The 15,718-nt window shown below is 66.9% G+C and carries 17 protein-coding genes; 11 read left to right on the plus strand and 6 right to left on the minus strand.

The window, feature by feature from the left end; all coding sequences use genetic code 11:
* Positions 1-63: 63 nt before the first annotated feature.
* From HDC29_RS00390 to purE, 5 genes are read right to left on the minus strand one after another with little or no spacing between them, the layout of a single operon-like run.
* The gene (locus tag HDC29_RS00390; RefSeq protein ID WP_179493501.1) at positions 64-993 is read right to left on the minus strand and encodes a bifunctional riboflavin kinase/FAD synthetase; all 930 of its coding nucleotides are present in this window, start codon (positions 991-993) and stop codon (positions 64-66) included.
* On the minus strand, positions 990-2,171 hold the full coding sequence (locus HDC29_RS00395; protein WP_179493502.1) for a dipeptidase: 1,182 nt from the start codon (positions 2,169-2,171) through the stop codon (positions 990-992). Before HDC29_RS00395 ends, HDC29_RS00390 begins: the two co-directional genes overlap by 4 nt.
* A gap of 3 nt (positions 2,172-2,174) precedes the next feature.
* Positions 2,175-2,666 carry a dihydrofolate reductase gene (locus HDC29_RS00400; protein WP_179493503.1) on the minus strand — a complete coding sequence of 164 codons (492 nt, stop codon included), beginning with the start codon at positions 2,664-2,666 and terminating at the stop codon, positions 2,175-2,177.
* Positions 2,663-3,736 carry a 5-(carboxyamino)imidazole ribonucleotide synthase gene (locus HDC29_RS00405; protein WP_257017965.1) on the minus strand — a complete coding sequence of 358 codons (1,074 nt, stop codon included), beginning with the start codon at positions 3,734-3,736 and terminating at the stop codon, positions 2,663-2,665. The genes HDC29_RS00400 and HDC29_RS00405 overlap by 4 nt, the downstream gene beginning before the upstream one ends.
* A gap of 4 nt (positions 3,737-3,740) precedes the next feature.
* Positions 3,741-4,238, minus strand: coding sequence for a 5-(carboxyamino)imidazole ribonucleotide mutase (purE, locus tag HDC29_RS00410; RefSeq protein ID WP_179493505.1), 498 nt, complete (start codon positions 4,236-4,238; stop codon positions 3,741-3,743).
* A gap of 190 nt (positions 4,239-4,428) precedes the next feature.
* Here purE and HDC29_RS00415 point away from each other — a divergent pair, with 190 nt between their 5' ends.
* The 4 genes from HDC29_RS00415 to HDC29_RS00430 all read left to right on the plus strand — a co-directional run bounded on the left by HDC29_RS00415 (position 4,429) and on the right by HDC29_RS00430 (position 6,630).
* Complete coding sequence (locus HDC29_RS00415; RefSeq protein WP_179493506.1) at positions 4,429-5,073, plus strand: GGDEF domain-containing protein; 645 nt, start codon at positions 4,429-4,431, stop codon at positions 5,071-5,073.
* 49 nt (positions 5,074-5,122) lie between these two features.
* Positions 5,123-5,455: a hypothetical protein gene (locus HDC29_RS00420; RefSeq protein WP_257017966.1), complete on the plus strand. Its 333-nt coding sequence runs from the start codon at positions 5,123-5,125 to the stop codon at positions 5,453-5,455.
* A 44-nt stretch (positions 5,456-5,499) separates the two neighbouring features.
* Positions 5,500-6,054 (plus strand): TMEM165/GDT1 family protein, encoded by a 555-nt coding sequence (locus tag HDC29_RS00425; RefSeq protein ID WP_257017968.1) that lies wholly within the window; start codon positions 5,500-5,502, stop codon positions 6,052-6,054.
* A 114-nt stretch (positions 6,055-6,168) separates the two neighbouring features.
* The gene (locus tag HDC29_RS00430) at positions 6,169-6,630 is read left to right on the plus strand and encodes a Dps family protein (RefSeq protein WP_179493508.1); all 462 of its coding nucleotides are present in this window, start codon (positions 6,169-6,171) and stop codon (positions 6,628-6,630) included.
* A 97-nt stretch (positions 6,631-6,727) separates the two neighbouring features.
* Here the strand turns inward: HDC29_RS00430 and HDC29_RS19370 are convergent, their stop codons facing one another.
* Positions 6,728-7,516 (minus strand): cold-shock protein, encoded by a 789-nt coding sequence (locus HDC29_RS19370; RefSeq protein WP_179493509.1) that lies wholly within the window; start codon positions 7,514-7,516, stop codon positions 6,728-6,730.
* Between the two features lie 261 nt (positions 7,517-7,777).
* Here HDC29_RS19370 and HDC29_RS00440 point away from each other — a divergent pair, with 261 nt between their 5' ends.
* From HDC29_RS00440 to ybaL, 7 genes are all read left to right on the plus strand, one after another.
* The gene (locus tag HDC29_RS00440) at positions 7,778-8,395 is read left to right on the plus strand and encodes a ribonuclease D (protein WP_179493510.1); all 618 of its coding nucleotides are present in this window, start codon (positions 7,778-7,780) and stop codon (positions 8,393-8,395) included.
* Positions 8,396-8,423: 28 nt separating this feature from the next.
* Positions 8,424-9,062 carry an LPS export ABC transporter periplasmic protein LptC gene (gene lptC / locus HDC29_RS00445; RefSeq protein ID WP_179493511.1) on the plus strand — a complete coding sequence of 213 codons (639 nt, stop codon included), beginning with the start codon at positions 8,424-8,426 and terminating at the stop codon, positions 9,060-9,062.
* A gap of 14 nt (positions 9,063-9,076) precedes the next feature.
* Positions 9,077-9,634 (plus strand): LptA/OstA family protein, encoded by a 558-nt coding sequence (locus HDC29_RS00450; RefSeq protein ID WP_373562789.1) that lies wholly within the window; start codon positions 9,077-9,079, stop codon positions 9,632-9,634.
* 105 nt (positions 9,635-9,739) lie between these two features.
* Complete coding sequence (locus HDC29_RS00455) at positions 9,740-9,889, plus strand: hypothetical protein (RefSeq protein WP_179493513.1); 150 nt, start codon at positions 9,740-9,742, stop codon at positions 9,887-9,889.
* Between the two features lie 102 nt (positions 9,890-9,991).
* The gene (locus HDC29_RS00460) at positions 9,992-11,812 is read left to right on the plus strand and encodes an ABC transporter ATP-binding protein/permease (RefSeq protein ID WP_179493514.1); all 1,821 of its coding nucleotides are present in this window, start codon (positions 9,992-9,994) and stop codon (positions 11,810-11,812) included.
* A 102-nt stretch (positions 11,813-11,914) separates the two neighbouring features.
* Positions 11,915-13,984: a bifunctional diguanylate cyclase/phosphodiesterase gene (locus HDC29_RS00465; protein WP_257017969.1), complete on the plus strand. Its 2,070-nt coding sequence runs from the start codon at positions 11,915-11,917 to the stop codon at positions 13,982-13,984.
* 32 nt (positions 13,985-14,016) lie between these two features.
* Positions 14,017-15,660: a YbaL family putative K(+) efflux transporter gene (ybaL, locus tag HDC29_RS00470; RefSeq protein ID WP_179493515.1), complete on the plus strand. Its 1,644-nt coding sequence runs from the start codon at positions 14,017-14,019 to the stop codon at positions 15,658-15,660.
* The last annotated feature ends 58 nt before the right edge of the window (positions 15,661-15,718 follow it).

The following is a 15,718-nucleotide window of genomic DNA, read 5'->3' on the forward strand; positions in this document are numbered from 1 at the left end:
TTGATCCGGCATCCGTTCCTGCCTCGCCTCATGGGTCCCCGATCAAGTCCGGGGTGATAAAAATCAAAGATGGGCGAGCAGCCTCTTGGCCTCGTCGCAGTCCTCGGCGATCTGCGCCATCAACGCGTCCATATCGTCGAACCTGGCTTCGGGCCGGATGAAGGCGTGGAAGGCGACGTCGATCTCCTGCCCGTAAAGATCCTCGGCGAAGTCGAAGAAATGCGGTTCGAGCAACTCCTTCGGCGGATCGAAGGTCGGGCGGATGCCAAGGTTTGCGGCGCCCTTCAGGATACGCCCGTCGGGCAGGCGGCCGGTGACGGCATAGATGCCGTAGCGCGGGCGGAGATACTGCCCCATTTCGATATTCGCGGTCGGAAAGCCGAGCAGGCGGCCATTCTTGTCGCCGTGCTGCACCCGCCCGCGCACCGTGAAGGGGCGGGTGAGCAGGCGCGTTGCGGCGGCGCAGTCGCCCGCCTGGAGCGCCTCGCGGATGCGGCTCGACGAGATGACCTCCTCGGCGTCGTCGACCGGCGCGACCATTTCGGTGAAGAAGCCGTGCGTGCGCGCATGTTCGGCGAGCGTGACGACATCGCCGCCGCGGCCCTTGCCGAAGACGAAGTCGCTGCCGGTGACGACGCCCGCGGCGCCGTAGCGATCGAGGAGCAGCCCGGTGATGAAATCATCCGCCGTCGTGCCTGCGAGCGCGGCGTCGAAGGGCAGGACAAGCATCGCGTCGGCGCCGGCGGCGGCGAACAGCTCCTGCCTTTGGTCGAGCGTGGTGAGGCGGAAGGGCGGGACTTCGGGCTTGAAGAAGCGCACCGGATGCGGATCGAAGGTCGCGACGATCGCCGGGCGGCCATCGTCCTTTGCATGGTGGACCGCGCGGCCGACGACCGCCTGGTGCCCGGCGTGGAATCCGTCGAAATTGCCGAGCGCGATCACCCCGCCGCGCAAGGGCTCGTCGATACGGGCGTGGCCGTCGAGGCGGATCATGGGGCTGGCGGGGTCAGGGGCACCAGCCCCGCCTTGAGTATGCGGATCGCGTTGCCGCCCATCGCGGCGCGAATCTCGTCGTCGGAAAAGCCCGCGTTGATCAGCGCCTGCGTCACCTGCGCGAGCTTCGAGGTATCGAAGCGCACGGTGGTGGCGCCGTCATAATCGCTGCCGAGCGCGACATATTGAATGCCGACAAGGTCGCGGACATGCTTCATCGCCTTGGCGATGCTCGAGGGGGATGTGTCGCAGACGGCGGCGTCCCAATAGCCGATGCCGACGACCCCGCCGGTCGCGGCCACGCCCTTGATCTGTTCGTCGCTGAGGTTGCGGTTGACCTGACACGTCGCCTGCACGCCGCCGTGGCTGGACACGACCGGGCGGCGCGCGATCTTGAGGATGTCCGCGACGCAGGCTTTCGAGCAATGCGCGATGTCGACGATCATGCCCTTCGCCTCCATCGTCTCGACGACCTGCCGTCCGAGCGGGGTGAGCCCGCCCTTCTTCAGCCCGTGCATCGATCCGGCGAGCTCATTGTCGAAGAAATGGGTGAGCCCCGCCATGCGGAAGCCCGCGGCATATAGTTTGTCGAGATTGGTGAGCTTGCCTTCGAGGACGTGGAGCCCCTCGATGCTGAGCATCGCGCCGACGGGCGGAACCTTGCCGCGACGCGCGGCGAGCAGGGTGCCGATATCGTCGGGCGTATCGACCGCGCGCAGCTTGCCCGCCGATGCCGCAACCGCACGGTGCAGCTTTTCCGCGTGCCAGAGCGAGCGTTCGAGCAGCGAGTTCCACGTCCGCACCGGCTGGAGCTGCGCGATCACCAGTGCGGTGATATTGTCGGTGTCGCCGCTGTTGGCGTCGTAATTCTGGCCCTTGGGCGACTTGGTCGTGCTCGCGAGGATTTGCAGCGCGACATTTCCGTCCTCGAGCCGCGGCAGGTCCATATGGCCGCGTGTCGCGCGATCGAGGATGTCGCGTTTCCACAGCAAAGTATCGCTGTGGAGGTCGACGATCGTGAGCGTCGAGTGCAGCGCTTTCGCGCGTTCGCTGACCGTCGGCAGCGGCTTGCCGTCGATCTTGTTCGTGCCGCGCTCGATGATCCCGGGGGCGAGCGCGAAAAAAGCCAGCGCGGCGACCGCAACGACGAGCAACAGGCCGGCCAGCCAGCGGCGCATCGGCTATTTCCTCACCAGCGTGACGAAGCTGTACGCCGGGCGGCCGGCGTCGTCGGCGGGATGATCCTCGCGCGCGGCTTCGCGCCAGTCGGCGACGGCTGGATAGTCGATGACCGCGTCGCCCTTGGGCTCGATCGCGACTTCGGTCAGTTCGACGCGGTCGGCCAGCGGCAGGAAAAGGCGATAGATTTCCGCTCCGCCGATCACCATGACGTGCGGCGCGTTGGCGAGCTTCAGCGCTTCCTCGATCGTCGCCACGGGCTCGGCGCCCTCGTCCTGCCAGTCGGGGTCGCGGGTGAGGACGATGTGGCGGCGGCCCTCCAGAATGGCGGGCAGGCTGTCGAAGGTCTTGCGCCCCATGATCATCGGGCGGCCCATGGTGAGCTGCTTGAAGCGGCGGAGGTCGGCGGGCAGATGCCAGGGCATCTTGCCGCCAGCGCCGATCACGCCGTTGGCCGCGCGGGCGAGGATCAGCGTGATTTCGGGGCGGTTCATGCGGGCGAGGCTCCAACCCAAGTGGCGTGGCCGAGTTTGCGTCCCTCGCGCACCGCGGTCTTGCTGTAATGATGGACGTGGCAATTTTCGTCGGCGAGCAGCGCGGGCACGGTTTCGATCCCGCCGCCGATCAGATTGTGCATGGTGACGGGGAGCGTCGCGGTTTCGGTGCTGCCGAGCGGCAGGCCGGCGACGGCGCGGATATGATTCGCGAACTGGCTGGCGACCGCACCCTCGATCGTCCAATGGCCGCTATTGTGGACGCGCGGCGCCATCTCGTTGAATACCGGCCCGTCTTCGGTGGCGAAGAATTCGCCGGTGAGGACGCCGACATAATCGAGCTCGGCGGCGATTTTCGCCATCAGCGCGCGGGCTTCGTCCTGCTGGTCCAGGATGATCTGCGGCGGGGGCAGGCTCGAGGTCGCGAGGATGCCGTCTTCATGAACATTGACGGGCGAGTCCCAGAAGCGGACCTCGCCATCGATGCCGCGGACGAGGATCACCGAAAATTCGTGCGCGAAGGTCACGAAACCTTCGAGCACCGCGGCGTGGCGGCCGATCGCTTCCCATGCGGCGTCGGCATCTGCGGGCGCCACGATACGCGCCTGTCCCTTGCCGTCGTAGCCCATGCGCACCGTCTTGAGGATCGCGGGCGCGCCAAGCTCGGCCAGCGCGGCATCGAGCGCGGCGCGGTCGGGCACCGCCGCGAAGGGGGCGGGACGGCCGCCGAGGCCCGCGACGAAGGTCTTTTCTTCCAGCCGGTCCTGCGCGATCTTCAGGCCCGCCATGCCGGGGCGCACCGTGACATGCCCCGACAGGAAGCGCACCGTGTCGACGGGCACATTTTCGAATTCATAGGTGACGACGTCGCACGCCGCGGCGAAGGCGGCGAGGCGCGGTTCGTCGTCCCACGCCGCCTGGCTGTGGTGCGCGGTCACCTCGGCCGCGACGCTTTCGGCGTCGGGGGCGTAAATGTGAACCTTGTAGCCGAGCTGCGCCGCGGCAAGACCAAGCATCCGGCCGAGCTGGCCGCCGCCAAGGATGCCGATCGTCGAACCGGGTGCGAGCAAAAGGTCAGCCCTCGCGAACGGGAACGGGGGCGACGCCGTTCGTCTGCGCATCGCGCCAGCCATTCAGCTTGTCGGCGAGACCCGCATCCTCGTTCGCGAGCAGCGCGGCGGCGAACAGCCCGGCGTTGGTCGCGCCCGCCTTGCCGATTGCGAAGGTCGCGACGGGGACGCCGCCAGGCATCTGGACGATCGAATAGAGGCTATCGACGCCGCTCAATGCCGCCGACTGGACGGGAACGCCGAGCACCGGGACGCGCGTCATCGAGGCGACCATGCCGGGCAGGTGCGCGGCGCCGCCTGCGCCCGCGATGATCGCCTTGAGGCCGCGCTCCGCCGCGCTCTTGGCATAGGCGACGAGGCGGTCGGGGGTGCGGTGCGCCGAGACGATCTGGACGTCGTGGGCGATGCCGAATTCCTCGAGAATCTGGACCGCGTGCGCCATCGTCGGCCAGTCCGACTGGCTGCCCATGATCACACCGACTTGCGGCGCCCTATCGCCCATCACCCGATCCCTCCTGTTGGCCGCGATGAATCGCCGCCGCCTTCCCCCTAGCGACTGCGCAGCGCGCGGGCAACGCCGCGCAATTGATGTCGGGCGCGTTTACCGATTGGTATCAAGTCGCAGCTAATGTTGCCGCCTCATATCCGTCGGCATCCGGCCGGCGGAGGATAGGGCGCGCCGGGGACAAGGCATGGATAGCGTAGGGGGGGCACGGATCGCGGTCGACCATTTCGGGACCGTCGCCGTTGACTCCATTGAGGACCAGTTGCGTGAGATACGCCGGGAACGCGACGCGCTGCGCCGCGAGAATCGCGTATTGAAGATCGCCGTCGCCGAGCTCGAACGCGTGTCCGAGCGCGATACGCTGACGCCGTTGTTCAATCGCCGCTATTTCCTGACCGCGATCCATCACCGCATGGCGCGGTTCGAGCGCCATGCCGAACGCGCCGCGGTCGTGTTCATCGACGTCAACCAGCTCAAATATATCAACGACAATTTCGGTCATGCCGCAGGCGACTTCGCGCTGATGGAAATCGCCAAGCGGCTCGCGGGGTCGATCCGCGCGACCGACGTCGCGGCGCGCATCGGCGGCGACGAATTCGGGCTGATCCTCGACCAGTCGAGCGAGGAAGGCGCGCGCGCGCAAGTCGACAGGCTGTGCGGCGTGCTCGCCGCCGCCCCCGCCGACTATGACGGGCACGAGATTCCGCTTTCGGCCTGCTTCGGGGTCGCGATGCTGCAGACCGGAATGACCGAATCCGACATATTGGCCGCGGCCGACCGCGACATGTATCGCAGCAAGCAGAGCCTCGGCGGCCTGCCGGGCCACCGCTAACCCTGCCTTAACCAAAAGGGCGCATCGTCCGGGTCGGAACAGGGGGTGGATGATGCGGAACCAGACCGACCCATATCTCGACATTCAGGACCGGATCACCGGGCAGATCGGCGCGCTTGCCGAAGCCCTGCCGCGCTGCGCGCTCGCGCAGATCGTACAGGGAATCGACGATATCCGCTGCCTCGCGCGCGACAATGGCTTTGCCGCGGTCGAAACGCTGGCGAGCCGGCTCGAATCGGCGGTCGCGGGCGGCGGCTACCGCGCCGCGATCCTGACCTATCTCGACGCGATGAGCGACGCGGCGCACGCGCCGCGCGGACCGATGCCCGCGGCCGCGCACGAGGCGTGGCTGGCGTCGGTGGCGACGCGGCTCGGGCATTGACCCCGAGCGCCTGAAAATCCAGACCTGACGTCATGGACGCAATCATGCTCGCGCTGGTGGCGGTGCTGCTCGCCAATGCCGACGGGCGCAGCGGGATCGCGCTGTCGCGGCTCGTTGGCGTGCGCGGCGACCGGCGCGTTACCGTCGGCATCGCCTTCGGCGCTTTCATCGTCAATGCGGCTGTCGCCGCGACCGCCGGGGCCCTCGCGAACCAGATGATCGGGCAGGGCATCGCAGCCTTGCTCGTCACGCTCGCGATGCTGTCGGCCGCGGTCGCATTGCTGTGGCCGCTGAAGCCCGTTGGCGATGCGCGCGCCGACGACGCGTCGACGATCATGTTCGCGGGCCGGATGCTCGCGAACCAGTTCGGCGACCGCAGCCATTTCCTGATCGCGGCGCTCGCCGCGACCAGCGGTGCCGGACAGTGGGCGGCGGCGGGCGGGCTGATCGGCTGGACCTTGTCGATGCTGCCCTTCCTTGCCTTCGGACCCGCGCTGGCCGAGCGGCGCGCGGCGCGGAACCTGCGCTGGGCCGCGGCGGTGATCCTGGTGCTTTGGGGTTTGCGCACCGCGCTCGGCGCTTTCGGATTAATCGGCTGATCGGGCGCGCGGGGAGTGTTTCATCGCTTTTATCGATGAAACTTACCCAAAGCTTCAATGGGAAAGCGTCATCGGGTTTCGCTATATTGGCGGGACAACAGAAAGGATGCTCCCATGTCCGAGAAGAACGCGAACACCCCCGCCGTCGCCGATGCGCTGAACGCGCTGCTAGCCGACAGCTTCGCGCTGTATCTGAAGACCAAAAATTATCACTGGCACGTCCAGGGACCGCGCTTTCGCGAACTGCACCTGCTGTTCGACGAACAGGCGGGGCAGATTTTCGCGACCACCGACCTGATCGCCGAACGCGTGCGCAAAAACGGTGCATCGACGCTGCGTTCGATCGGCGATATCGGCCGCCGCGCCTCGATCCGCGACGATGATAGCGCGAACGCCGATGCCGAGGCGATGATCCGGCGCCTTGCCGAGGATAACAAGCTGCTGCTCGGCCAGTTGCGTGACGTGAAGGCCGCCGCGGAAGCCGATGGCGACATCGCGACGAGCGGGCTGGTCGACGGCTGGGCCGACGAGACGCAGCAGCGCATCTGGTTCCTCGAGGCGACGCTGGGCTATTGAGCCGGTCACTCGCCGCAACCGCTCGCGCATAAAACCGGTGCAGCAAACAAAAAGGGCGGCTCGCGAGCCGCCCTTCTTTTTTGGCTTGTCCGGCCGATCAGTCCTGATGCGGCTGGATGTTCACCGCCGCGAACTTGCCGCGGTCGTCGACTTCGATGTCGAAGGCGACGCGGTCGCCCTCGTCGAGGCCCGCCATGCCGGCGCGCTGCACCGCGCTGATGTGGACGAAGGCGTCGGCCTGTCCGTCGTCGCGCGCGATGAAGCCGAAGCCCTTCGTCGTGTTGAAGAATTTGACGGTGCCCGACGTGCGTTCACCGGTCAGCTGGCGACGGCCGCGGGCGCCGCCCGGACGGTCACCGCCAGCGCGATCGTCGCGGCGCGGAGCGAATTCCTCGACCGGCATCGGTTCGCCCTCGATCTTGAGGTCGATCGCCGAAACCTTGCCGTTGCGCTCCACGAGCGTGAAGCCGAGCGGCTGGCCCGAAGCGAGGCCCTGAAGACCCGCCTGTTCGACCGCGCTGATGTGAACGAACACATCTTCGCCGCCATCGTCGCGGGCGACGAAGCCGAAGCCCTTTGATGCGTTGAAGAATTTGACGGTGCCCTGGCCTTCGCCGACGACCTGCGCCGGCATGCCGCCACCGCGTCCGCCGCCGAAACCGCCACCGCCGCCGCCGCCGCCGAAGCCGCCGCTGCGCTCACCGCCGCCGAAACCGCCACCACGATCGCCGCCGCCGAAGCCGCCGCGATCACGGTCGCCGAAGCCGCCACGGCCGCCGCCATAGCTGTCGCCGCTGTAGGGAGCCGGCTCGAAGCTGTCGAAATTGCCGAAATCATCGCGCTTGCCGCGTCCCCGATGGCCACGGCGATCCTTGTTGAAACTCATTGCTTAGTAGTCGCTTTCGGTCGTCCATACCCCATTCAACCGGCTCCTTGCGCCGGACGGGGACGCAGTTCACCACGGGCACAGACTCGCCCCATGCCATCAAGGACGCAAGATATAGCCTAATTATCCACAGGCTGCGAACAGAAAATTTCAGAAAGATGCTGCGGAATATTGCACGGTTTGCCGCGGGCTTCGGTGGCTATGGGGCGGGCCTGCAAACCAGCCATTGAGCGGCAGGGCCGCTTGGCCTAAGGCGACCTGATGACAGTCTATTTCCACGAAGAAGATTTGCCCGAGGGCGTGATCGGCCCCGGCGCGGTCGCGATCGATACCGAGACGATGGGCCTCAATCCGCTGCGCGACCGGCTGTGCCTCGTCCAGATCAGCGACGGGTCGGGCGACGAGCATCTGGTCCGTTTCAACCCCGGCAGCGCCTATGATGCGCCCGTGCTGAAGGGGATATTGACCGATCCGGGCCGGTTGAAGCTCTTTCATTTTGCCCGCTTCGACATCGCCGCGCTGCAGCAGGCGCTCGGCGTCGTGACCGCGCCCGTCTATTGCACCAAGATCGCCTCGAAGCTGGTGCGCACCTATACCGACCGGCACGGCCTCAAGGAACTGGTGCGCGAATTGCTCGGCCAGGAAGTGTCGAAGCAGCAGCAGTCGAGCGACTGGGGCGCCGCCGAGCTCAGCGACGCGCAGCGCGACTATGCGGCGAGTGACGTGCGTTTCCTGCACGCGATGAAGGCGATTCTCGATACGCGGCTGGCGCGCGAGGGGCGGGCCGAACTCGCGCAGGCCTGTTTCGATTTCCTGCCGACGCGCGCCGCGCTCGACCTCGCCGGTTGGCCCGAGGCCGATATTTTTGCGCACAGCTGACGAGCGATTCGCACGAAGGTCCTGATGAATGTCCGAACGCGCCGACCTTGACCGCACGATGCGCCAGATGTGGGCGCGAAGCGGCTCGAGCCACGACCGGGTGGTGCGCATCCTGCGCTTCGGCCTGCCGCTCGTCATCGGCGTCGTCGCGGCGGTGCTCGTCTTCTCCCCCTTCACTCAGCGCGCCGAGATCAGCTTCCTGCTCGCGAAGGACAAGGTCGACATGGCGAGCGAGCGGATGAAGGTGACGCGCGCCGAATATCGCGGGCAAGATGCGAAGGGGCAGCCTTTTGCGCTGCTCGCGGGCAGCGCGGTGCAGAAAAGCTCGGCCGAGCCGATCGTGCGGATGACCGACCTGTCGGGGGCGATCAAGCTCGCCGACGGCCCCGCGACGATCGTTGCGCGCGACGGTGCCTATAATATGGAAACCGAAAAGGTCGCGGTGCCCGGAACGGTGCAGGTCAAGAGCGCGAACGGCTATCATATCGACGCGAGCAATGTCGCGGTCGATTTGAAGACGCGCACCCTCACCGGCACGGGCGGCGTCAACGGTGCGTTGAACATCGGCCCGTTTTCGGCCAACCAGATTTCGGCCGACCTCGACAAGCGGATCGTGCGGCTGGAAGGCAATGCGCGGCTCAGGATCAATCAGGGAGTGCTCAAATGAACCGGCTTTGGACCATGAAGAGCATGGCGCTTGCTGGCGCGAGCTTTGCCCTGACCAGTCTCGCCGTCCTTTCCGCCGGCACTGCGGACCGGGCCGAGGCGCAGGCGCTCGCCAATCACAACAGCAACGCGCCCGTCGATTTCGCGGCGGGCAGCATCGAGGTGCAGGATCGCGCAGACCGCGTCGTGCTGGCGGGCAATGTCCGTGTGACGCAGGCGGGGCTGACGGTCACCGCGCCGCGGATGACCGTCGCCTATACGCGCTCGGGCGGCACCGACGTCAACCGGCTCGATGCGACGGGCGGCGTGACGGTGGTGAAGGGCGACGAGACGGCGAAGGGCAATGTCGCCATCTATGACCTCGACCGCCGCCTGATCACGATGGTCGGCAATGTAGAGCTGCGCCAGCGCGGCAACAATCTGCGCGGCGGGCGGCTCGTGATCGATCTCAACAGCGGCCGCGCGACGGTCGACGGGCGCGGCGCGTCGCGCGGTCCCGATGGCAACGCCGTCCAGGGCGGCACCGGCGGGCGCGTCACCGGCACCTTCACGGTACCGGAAAGAAAGCAGTAACCACGCCGCTTTACCGGGCTGCAACCATGCGGCTGCACCATGGGTGCCGGGACCAGATCATAGCGGAGCCGGGGGGCGCGCCGCGTCAGATTGAAGGCAGCCCCCATGCGCTTTTCCCCCCTCGTCCCGCCCCGCCGTCCGCTGTTCGGTCGGCGCCAGGAACCGCCCGCCGCGATCGTGCCGACCCCGACATCCGAAGAGCGGCGGCTGATCGACCGGATCATCCGCCACGCGGTGCCGCGCCAGAAAATATAGCTCTGCCGTCCCGATAATCGTCATGCCGGCCCGCGCCGGGATGCGGGAGCAGGGAAGCGAGCCGCTTGGCGTTGAGCTCCCGCGCCCCTACATGGGGCGTTCATGCCTCCCGACACCGCAACCTCCGCCGACGCCAGCCGCGAACCGCCCGTCCTCGCGACGCTCCGCCGCTTCCTGCCCTATCTGTGGCCGGCGGGGCACGCCGAGGCGAAGGCCCGTATCGTTCTTGCGGGCCTCATCGTGCTCGCGTCGAAGGGCGTGCAGCTGTCGATGGGCTTCCTGTATGGCGCCGCGATCGATCGCATGGCGCCGGGAATGGAGGAGGGCGCCCTGCTCGCGATCGGGCTGGTGCTCGCCTATGCCGGCGCGCGCTTTGCGGGGGTGCTGTTCGACAATCTTCGCAACGTGGTGTTCGAACGCGTCGGGCAGGATGCGACGCGCGAGCTCGCGATCGCGACCTTCAGCCACCTCCACGCGCTGAGCCTGCGCTTCCACCTCGCGCGGCGGACGGGCGAGGTCACGAAAGTGATCGAGCGCGGCACCAAGAGCATCGACACGATGCTCTATTTCCTGCTGTTCAACATCGCGCCGACGATCGTCGAGCTCGCCGCGGTGCTGATCATTTTCTGGACCAGGTTCAGCTTCGGCCTTGCCGGCGCGACCGCGCTGATGGTCGTCGTCTATATCATTTTCACGCGCAAAGTGACCGACTGGCGCAACGCGCTGCGCACGCGGATGAACGACCTCGACACGCTGACGATCGGGCGCAGCGTCGACAGCCTGCTCAATTACGAGACGGTCAAATATTTCGGCGCCGAGGACCGCGAGGAAGCGCGCTATCGCGACGTCGCCGACCAATATGCGCGCGCGGCGGTGAAGAGCGAGAACAGCCTCGCCTGGCTCAACATCGGGCAGAGCCTGATCACCAATGCGGCGCTCGCGGGCGCGATGGCCTATACCGTGTGGGGCTGGTCGACCGGCGAATATAAGGTCGGCGACGTGGTGCTGGTGAACACCTTGCTCGCGCAGCTTTTCCGCCCGCTCGACATGCTCGGCATGGTCTATCGCGTGATCCGCCAGGGGCTGATCGACATGGAGGCGATGTTCCGCCTGATCGACACCCCGCCCGAGATTTCGGATGCGCCGGACGCGCGGCCGCTGGTCGTGAACGGCGGCTCGGTGGCGTTCGAGAATGTCGTCTTCGGCTATGAACCCGACCGCACGATCCTGAACGGCGTGAGCTTCGCGGTCGGCGCGGGCGAGACGCTGGCGATCGTCGGGCCGTCGGGCGCGGGCAAGTCGACGATCGCGCGGCTGCTTTTCCGCTTTTATGACCCGCAAGGCGGGCGTGTGCTGATCGACGGTCAAGATATCAGCCAGGTTACGCAAAAGAGTTTGCGCGCCGAGATCGGGATCGTCCCGCAGGACACGGTGCTGTTCAATGACAGCATCGGCTATAACATCGCCTATGGCCGCGAGGGTGCGAGCGTCGACGAGATTGCGGCGGCCGCCGAGGGCGCGGCGATCGACGGCTTCGTCGCGCTGCTGCCGCAGGGTTACGAGACCGAGGTCGGCGAGCGCGGGCTGAAGCTGTCGGGCGGCGAGAAACAGCGCGTCGCGATCGCGCGCACCCTGCTCAAGAACCCGCCCGTCCTGATCCTCGACGAAGCAACCAGCGCGCTCGACAGCCGCACCGAGGCGGCGATCCAGGACACGCTCGAACGCATCGCGGCGCGGCGCACGACGCTGGTGATCGCGCACCGCCTGTCGACGGTGACGAACGCCGACCGCATCATCGTGCTCGAGAAGGGCCGCGTCGCCGAAACGGGCACGCACGACCAGCTGCTTGGCATGCGCGGGCTCTATGCCGACATGTGGGCGCGGCAACAGGCGGAGCGTGACGAAGGAACGGTGGAGGCGTAATTCGCGACCCCGTTGTTTACAATTTTGTAAGTGATTTCCGCTCATTGAGCCTCTTCGAACCTATCCGTCACGTCGGCGGACATCGACGCGAAAGGTGGGCTCTTGATCAGGCTGGCGATGTGTATCGCGATCGACCACGATCCGTGGCTCGTCGCGCTGGCGGTCGCGATTTGCGGCGTCGGCGCTTTTGCGATCGTCCAGATGTTCGAGCGCGCGCGCGATGGATCGCGCGCGCACGGGGTCGCCTGGGCCTTCCTCGTCGCGGTCGCCGCGAGCGCGACGATCTGGTGCACGCATTTCGTCGCCATGCTGGCGTTCGAGGCGAAAGCGCCGGTGACGCTCGACCCGGTGCTGACCATCGCGTCGCTGATGGTCGCGATGATCGGTAGCTTCATCGGATTCGCGGTCGCGGCCTGGGGGAAGGACGAGGTCTTCGGCGCGATCGGCGGGGCGCTGTTCGGCGCCGCGATCACCGCGATGCACTTCACCGGCATGACGGCGTACCGCGTCGATGGCATCGTCACCTGGGACGGCCATTATATCGCCGCCGCGGTGATCTGCGGGATGGCCTTTGCGGCCGCGGCGCTGACCGTGCTGCGCACGACCCGCACGGTACGATATCGCGTCCCCCTCGCAACGCTGCTCATCGTGCTGGCGATCGCTTCGCTCCACTTTCTCGCGATGACCGCGATGCGGATCATCCCGATGGCGCTCGACGCCACGCCGCTGCGTCCGGCGGAATTCAACGCGCTGGCGCTCGCGACGGTCATCGTCGGCGGCATCGTGATCGCGGCGGGAGTCTTCGCCGCGATGCTCGACCGCCAGACGCGGTCGGAGGCGCTGCGCGAGATGACGCGTATGGCGATGAACGACGCACTGACGGGCCTGCCCAATCGCGTCGCCTTTCGCGGCGAACTGGCGCGGCAGATAGGGGCAGCGATGGTGAGCAGCGAGCGCGTCGGCCTCTGCGCGATCGATCTCGACCGCTTCAAGGAAATCAATGATGTCCACGGCCACAAGGCGGGCGACGAGGTGCTCGCGCGGCTCGCGCAGCGGATGCGCGATATGCTCGGCCACAATGAATTCGTCGCGCGGCTGGGCGGCGACGAATTCGTCGCGCTGACGCGCTTTACCGATCGCGCGCAGCTGACCGCCTTCGCGGCACGGCTCGATTCCGAGCTGAAAGCGCCGCTGGCTTTTCCCGATTTCGAGGCGCGGCTCGGCGCGAGCATCGGCGTCGCGGTCTTCCCCGACGATGCCGCCACCGCCGAGATGCTGGCGAACAACGCCGACCTTGCGATGTATCGCGCGAAAGCCGATGCCGCGACCGCGCCGTGCCATTATGACGGGCAGCTCGACGAGGCGATCCGCGAGCAGCGCGAGCTCGCGGCCGACCTGCGCGGCGCGATCGATCGTCACGAGCTCGACGTCCATTATCAGGTTCAGACCTCGGTCACGACGGGCGAGGTCACCGGATATGAAGCCCTGCTGCGCTGGACGCATCCGGTCCGCGGTTCGATCCCGCCCGCGGTGTTCATCCCGCTCGCCGAGGCGAACGGCTTTATCCTGGCGCTCGGCGAATGGGTGATGCGGCGCGCCTGCGCCGACGCGGCCGCCTGGCCGCACGCGTCGAAGGTGGCGGTCAATGTGTCGCCGCTGCAACTCGCGCATGTCGACCTGCCGCGCCTGTTCCACCAGATATTGCTCGACACCGGCCTGCCGCCGCGACGGCTGGAGATCGAGCTCACCGAGACGGCGATCATCGCCGACCGCGAACGCGCGCTGCATGTGCTGCGTCAGATCAAGGCGCTTGGTGTCGGGGTGGCGCTCGACGATTTCGGAACCGGCTATTCGTCGCTCGAAACGCTGCGCGTATTTCCGTTCGACAAGATCAAGCTCGACCGCTTCTTCCTTGCCGAACTCGCCGGCAACGCCCAGTCGACCGCGATCCTGCGGGCGGTGCTCGCGCTCGGCAAGAGCCTGTCGATCCCGATCCTCGCCGAAGGGATCGAGACGCCCGAGCAGCTCGACGTGCTGCGGCGCGAGGGCTGCGACGAAGCGCAGGGTTTCCTGATCGGGCGACCCGGGCGCGGGGTGGCGATCGCGGCGACGGCGAACGGATCTGCGTCGCCCGACGGTCCAATCGTAACGAAAATAATGGGCTTGGGTTGACCCTGCGCGCGCGGGCCCTTTACGCAGGGTCCATGCCGCATGATACCACGCTGATCGGAACCATCGTCGCGGGCCTTGGTGTCGCCTTTCTGATGGGCGCGCTCGCGCATCGCCTGAAAATATCGCCGATCGCGGGCTATCTGCTCGCAGGTATATTGGTTGGTCCCTTCACGCCGGGGTTCGTCGCCGATACGGGGCTCGCGATGCAACTCGCCGAGATCGGCGTCATTCTTCTGATGTTCGGGGTCGGCCTCCACTTTTCGCTGAAGGACCTGCTCTCGGTGCGCAAGATCGCGGTGCCGGGGGCGATCTTGCAGATCGCGGTCGCGACCGCGCTCGGCATGATGCTCGGGCTTTACCTCGGCTGGCCCGTCGAGGGGAGCGCGGTGTTCGGCCTCGCACTGTCGGTTGCATCGACCGTCGTCCTGCTGCGCGCGCTGCAGGCACGCGACATGGTCGAGACCGAGAAGGGACGCATCGCGGTCGGCTGGCTGATCGTCGAGGATCTGGTGATGGTGCTCGCGCTCGTGCTGTTGCCCGCGATGTTCGGCGACCGCGCCAATGACGCGAACGGCGCGGGATTGCTGCAATCGGCAGGCTTCGTACTGCTCAAGGTCGTCGGCTTCGCGGCCTTCATGTTCCTGATCGCGCGGCGCGTGCTGCCGTGGGTGCTGCATTGGGTCGCGCATTCGGGGTCGCGCGAGCTGTTCCGTCTCGCGGTGCTCGCGATCGCGCTGGGGGTCGCCTTCGGCGCGGCGGTGATCTTCGATGTGTCCTTCGCGCTCGGGGCCTTCTTCGCGGGGATGATCCTCGGCGAGACGCAATTGTCGCGGCGCGCGGCCGAAGAAACGCTGCCGCTGCGCGATGCTTTCGCGGTACTCTTCTTCGTGTCGGTCGGGATGTTGTTCAATCCCGAGGTGCTGACCGAACAGCCGGGGCCGGTACTGGCGACGGTCGCGATCATCGTCGTCGGCAAGTCGCTCGCCGCCTTCGCGCTGGTCCGCGCCTTTGGCTACAAGTCGCAGACCGCGCTGACGATTTCGGTCAGCCTCGCGCAGATCGGCGAATTTTCCTTCATCCTCGCGGGGCTTGGCGTGGGCCTGGAGGTCCTGCCCGAAACCGGGCGCGACCTGATCCTCGCGGGGTCGATGCTGTCGATCCTGCTCAACCCGATCCTCTTTACGCTGGCGGTGAAGCGCATCCGCGCCGACGAGCCGATCGAGAAACTGCCGTGCGATGTCGCCGAGGAGGCACCCGAGCCGTGCAACGCCGGCGTCGTGCTGATCGGTTATGGCCGCGTCGGCAGCCATATCGGCGGCATGATCTGCGGGCGGGGCGAGGGGCTGACGGTGATCGAGGACCAGAAGGATATGGCGGCGGCGGCGCGCGAGGCGGGCGCGACGGTGATCGTCGGCGACGCGACCAAGGAAAGCATCCTACGGCAGGCGGGGCTGGAGGATGCGTCGACGCTGCTGATCGCGATTCCAGAGGGGATAGAAGCGGGCGCGATCGTACGGCGCGCGCGCGCGATCAACCCCAGGCTCGTGATCGTGGCGCGGGCGCATTCGGACGAGGAAGTAAATGATCTCGTACGCCGCGGCGCCGACCATGTGGTGATGGCCGAGCGCGAGACAGCGTCACGGATGGCCGAGCGGGCAATGTTGGCTAGAGCGTAAACCGCTCTGGATTGCTTCGCTCCGCTCGCAATGACGATATTGGAGACGTGTGGGGCTT

It is taken from the genome of Sphingopyxis sp. JAI108, from assembly GCF_013410105.1.
Taxonomy (GTDB): Bacteria; Pseudomonadota; Alphaproteobacteria; order Sphingomonadales; family Sphingomonadaceae; genus Sphingopyxis; species Sphingopyxis chilensis.

Excerpts from the sequence above, each read along its gene's own strand:
- HDC29_RS00400 (WP_179493503.1), bottom strand. The coding sequence starts at position 2,666 with ATGAACCGCCCCGAAATCACGCTGATCCTCGCCCGCGCGGCCAACGGC.
- HDC29_RS19370 (WP_179493509.1), bottom strand. The coding sequence starts at position 7,516 with ATGAGTTTCAACAAGGATCGCCGTGGCCATCGGGGACGCGGCAAGCGC.
- HDC29_RS00390 (WP_179493501.1), bottom strand. The coding sequence starts at position 993 with ATGATCCGCCTCGACGGCCACGCCCGTATCGACGAGCCCTTGCGCGGC.
- HDC29_RS00455 (WP_179493513.1), top strand. The coding sequence starts at position 9,740 with ATGCGCTTTTCCCCCCTCGTCCCGCCCCGCCGTCCGCTGTTCGGTCGG.
- HDC29_RS00450 (WP_373562789.1), top strand. The coding sequence starts at position 9,077 with ATGAAGAGCATGGCGCTTGCTGGCGCGAGCTTTGCCCTGACCAGTCTC.
- HDC29_RS00425 (WP_257017968.1), top strand. The coding sequence starts at position 5,500 with ATGCTCGCGCTGGTGGCGGTGCTGCTCGCCAATGCCGACGGGCGCAGC.
- HDC29_RS00460 (WP_179493514.1), top strand. The coding sequence starts at position 9,992 with ATGCCTCCCGACACCGCAACCTCCGCCGACGCCAGCCGCGAACCGCCC.
- HDC29_RS00440 (WP_179493510.1), top strand. The coding sequence starts at position 7,778 with ATGACAGTCTATTTCCACGAAGAAGATTTGCCCGAGGGCGTGATCGGC.
- HDC29_RS00415 (WP_179493506.1), top strand. The coding sequence starts at position 4,429 with ATGGATAGCGTAGGGGGGGCACGGATCGCGGTCGACCATTTCGGGACC.
- lptC (WP_179493511.1), top strand. The coding sequence starts at position 8,424 with ATGTCCGAACGCGCCGACCTTGACCGCACGATGCGCCAGATGTGGGCG.
- HDC29_RS00420 (WP_257017966.1), top strand. The coding sequence starts at position 5,123 with ATGATGCGGAACCAGACCGACCCATATCTCGACATTCAGGACCGGATC.
- HDC29_RS00430 (WP_179493508.1), top strand. The coding sequence starts at position 6,169 with ATGTCCGAGAAGAACGCGAACACCCCCGCCGTCGCCGATGCGCTGAAC.
- purE (WP_179493505.1), bottom strand. The coding sequence starts at position 4,238 with ATGGGCGATAGGGCGCCGCAAGTCGGTGTGATCATGGGCAGCCAGTCG.
- HDC29_RS00395 (WP_179493502.1), bottom strand. The coding sequence starts at position 2,171 with ATGCGCCGCTGGCTGGCCGGCCTGTTGCTCGTCGTTGCGGTCGCCGCG.
- ybaL (WP_179493515.1), top strand. The coding sequence starts at position 14,017 with ATGCCGCATGATACCACGCTGATCGGAACCATCGTCGCGGGCCTTGGT.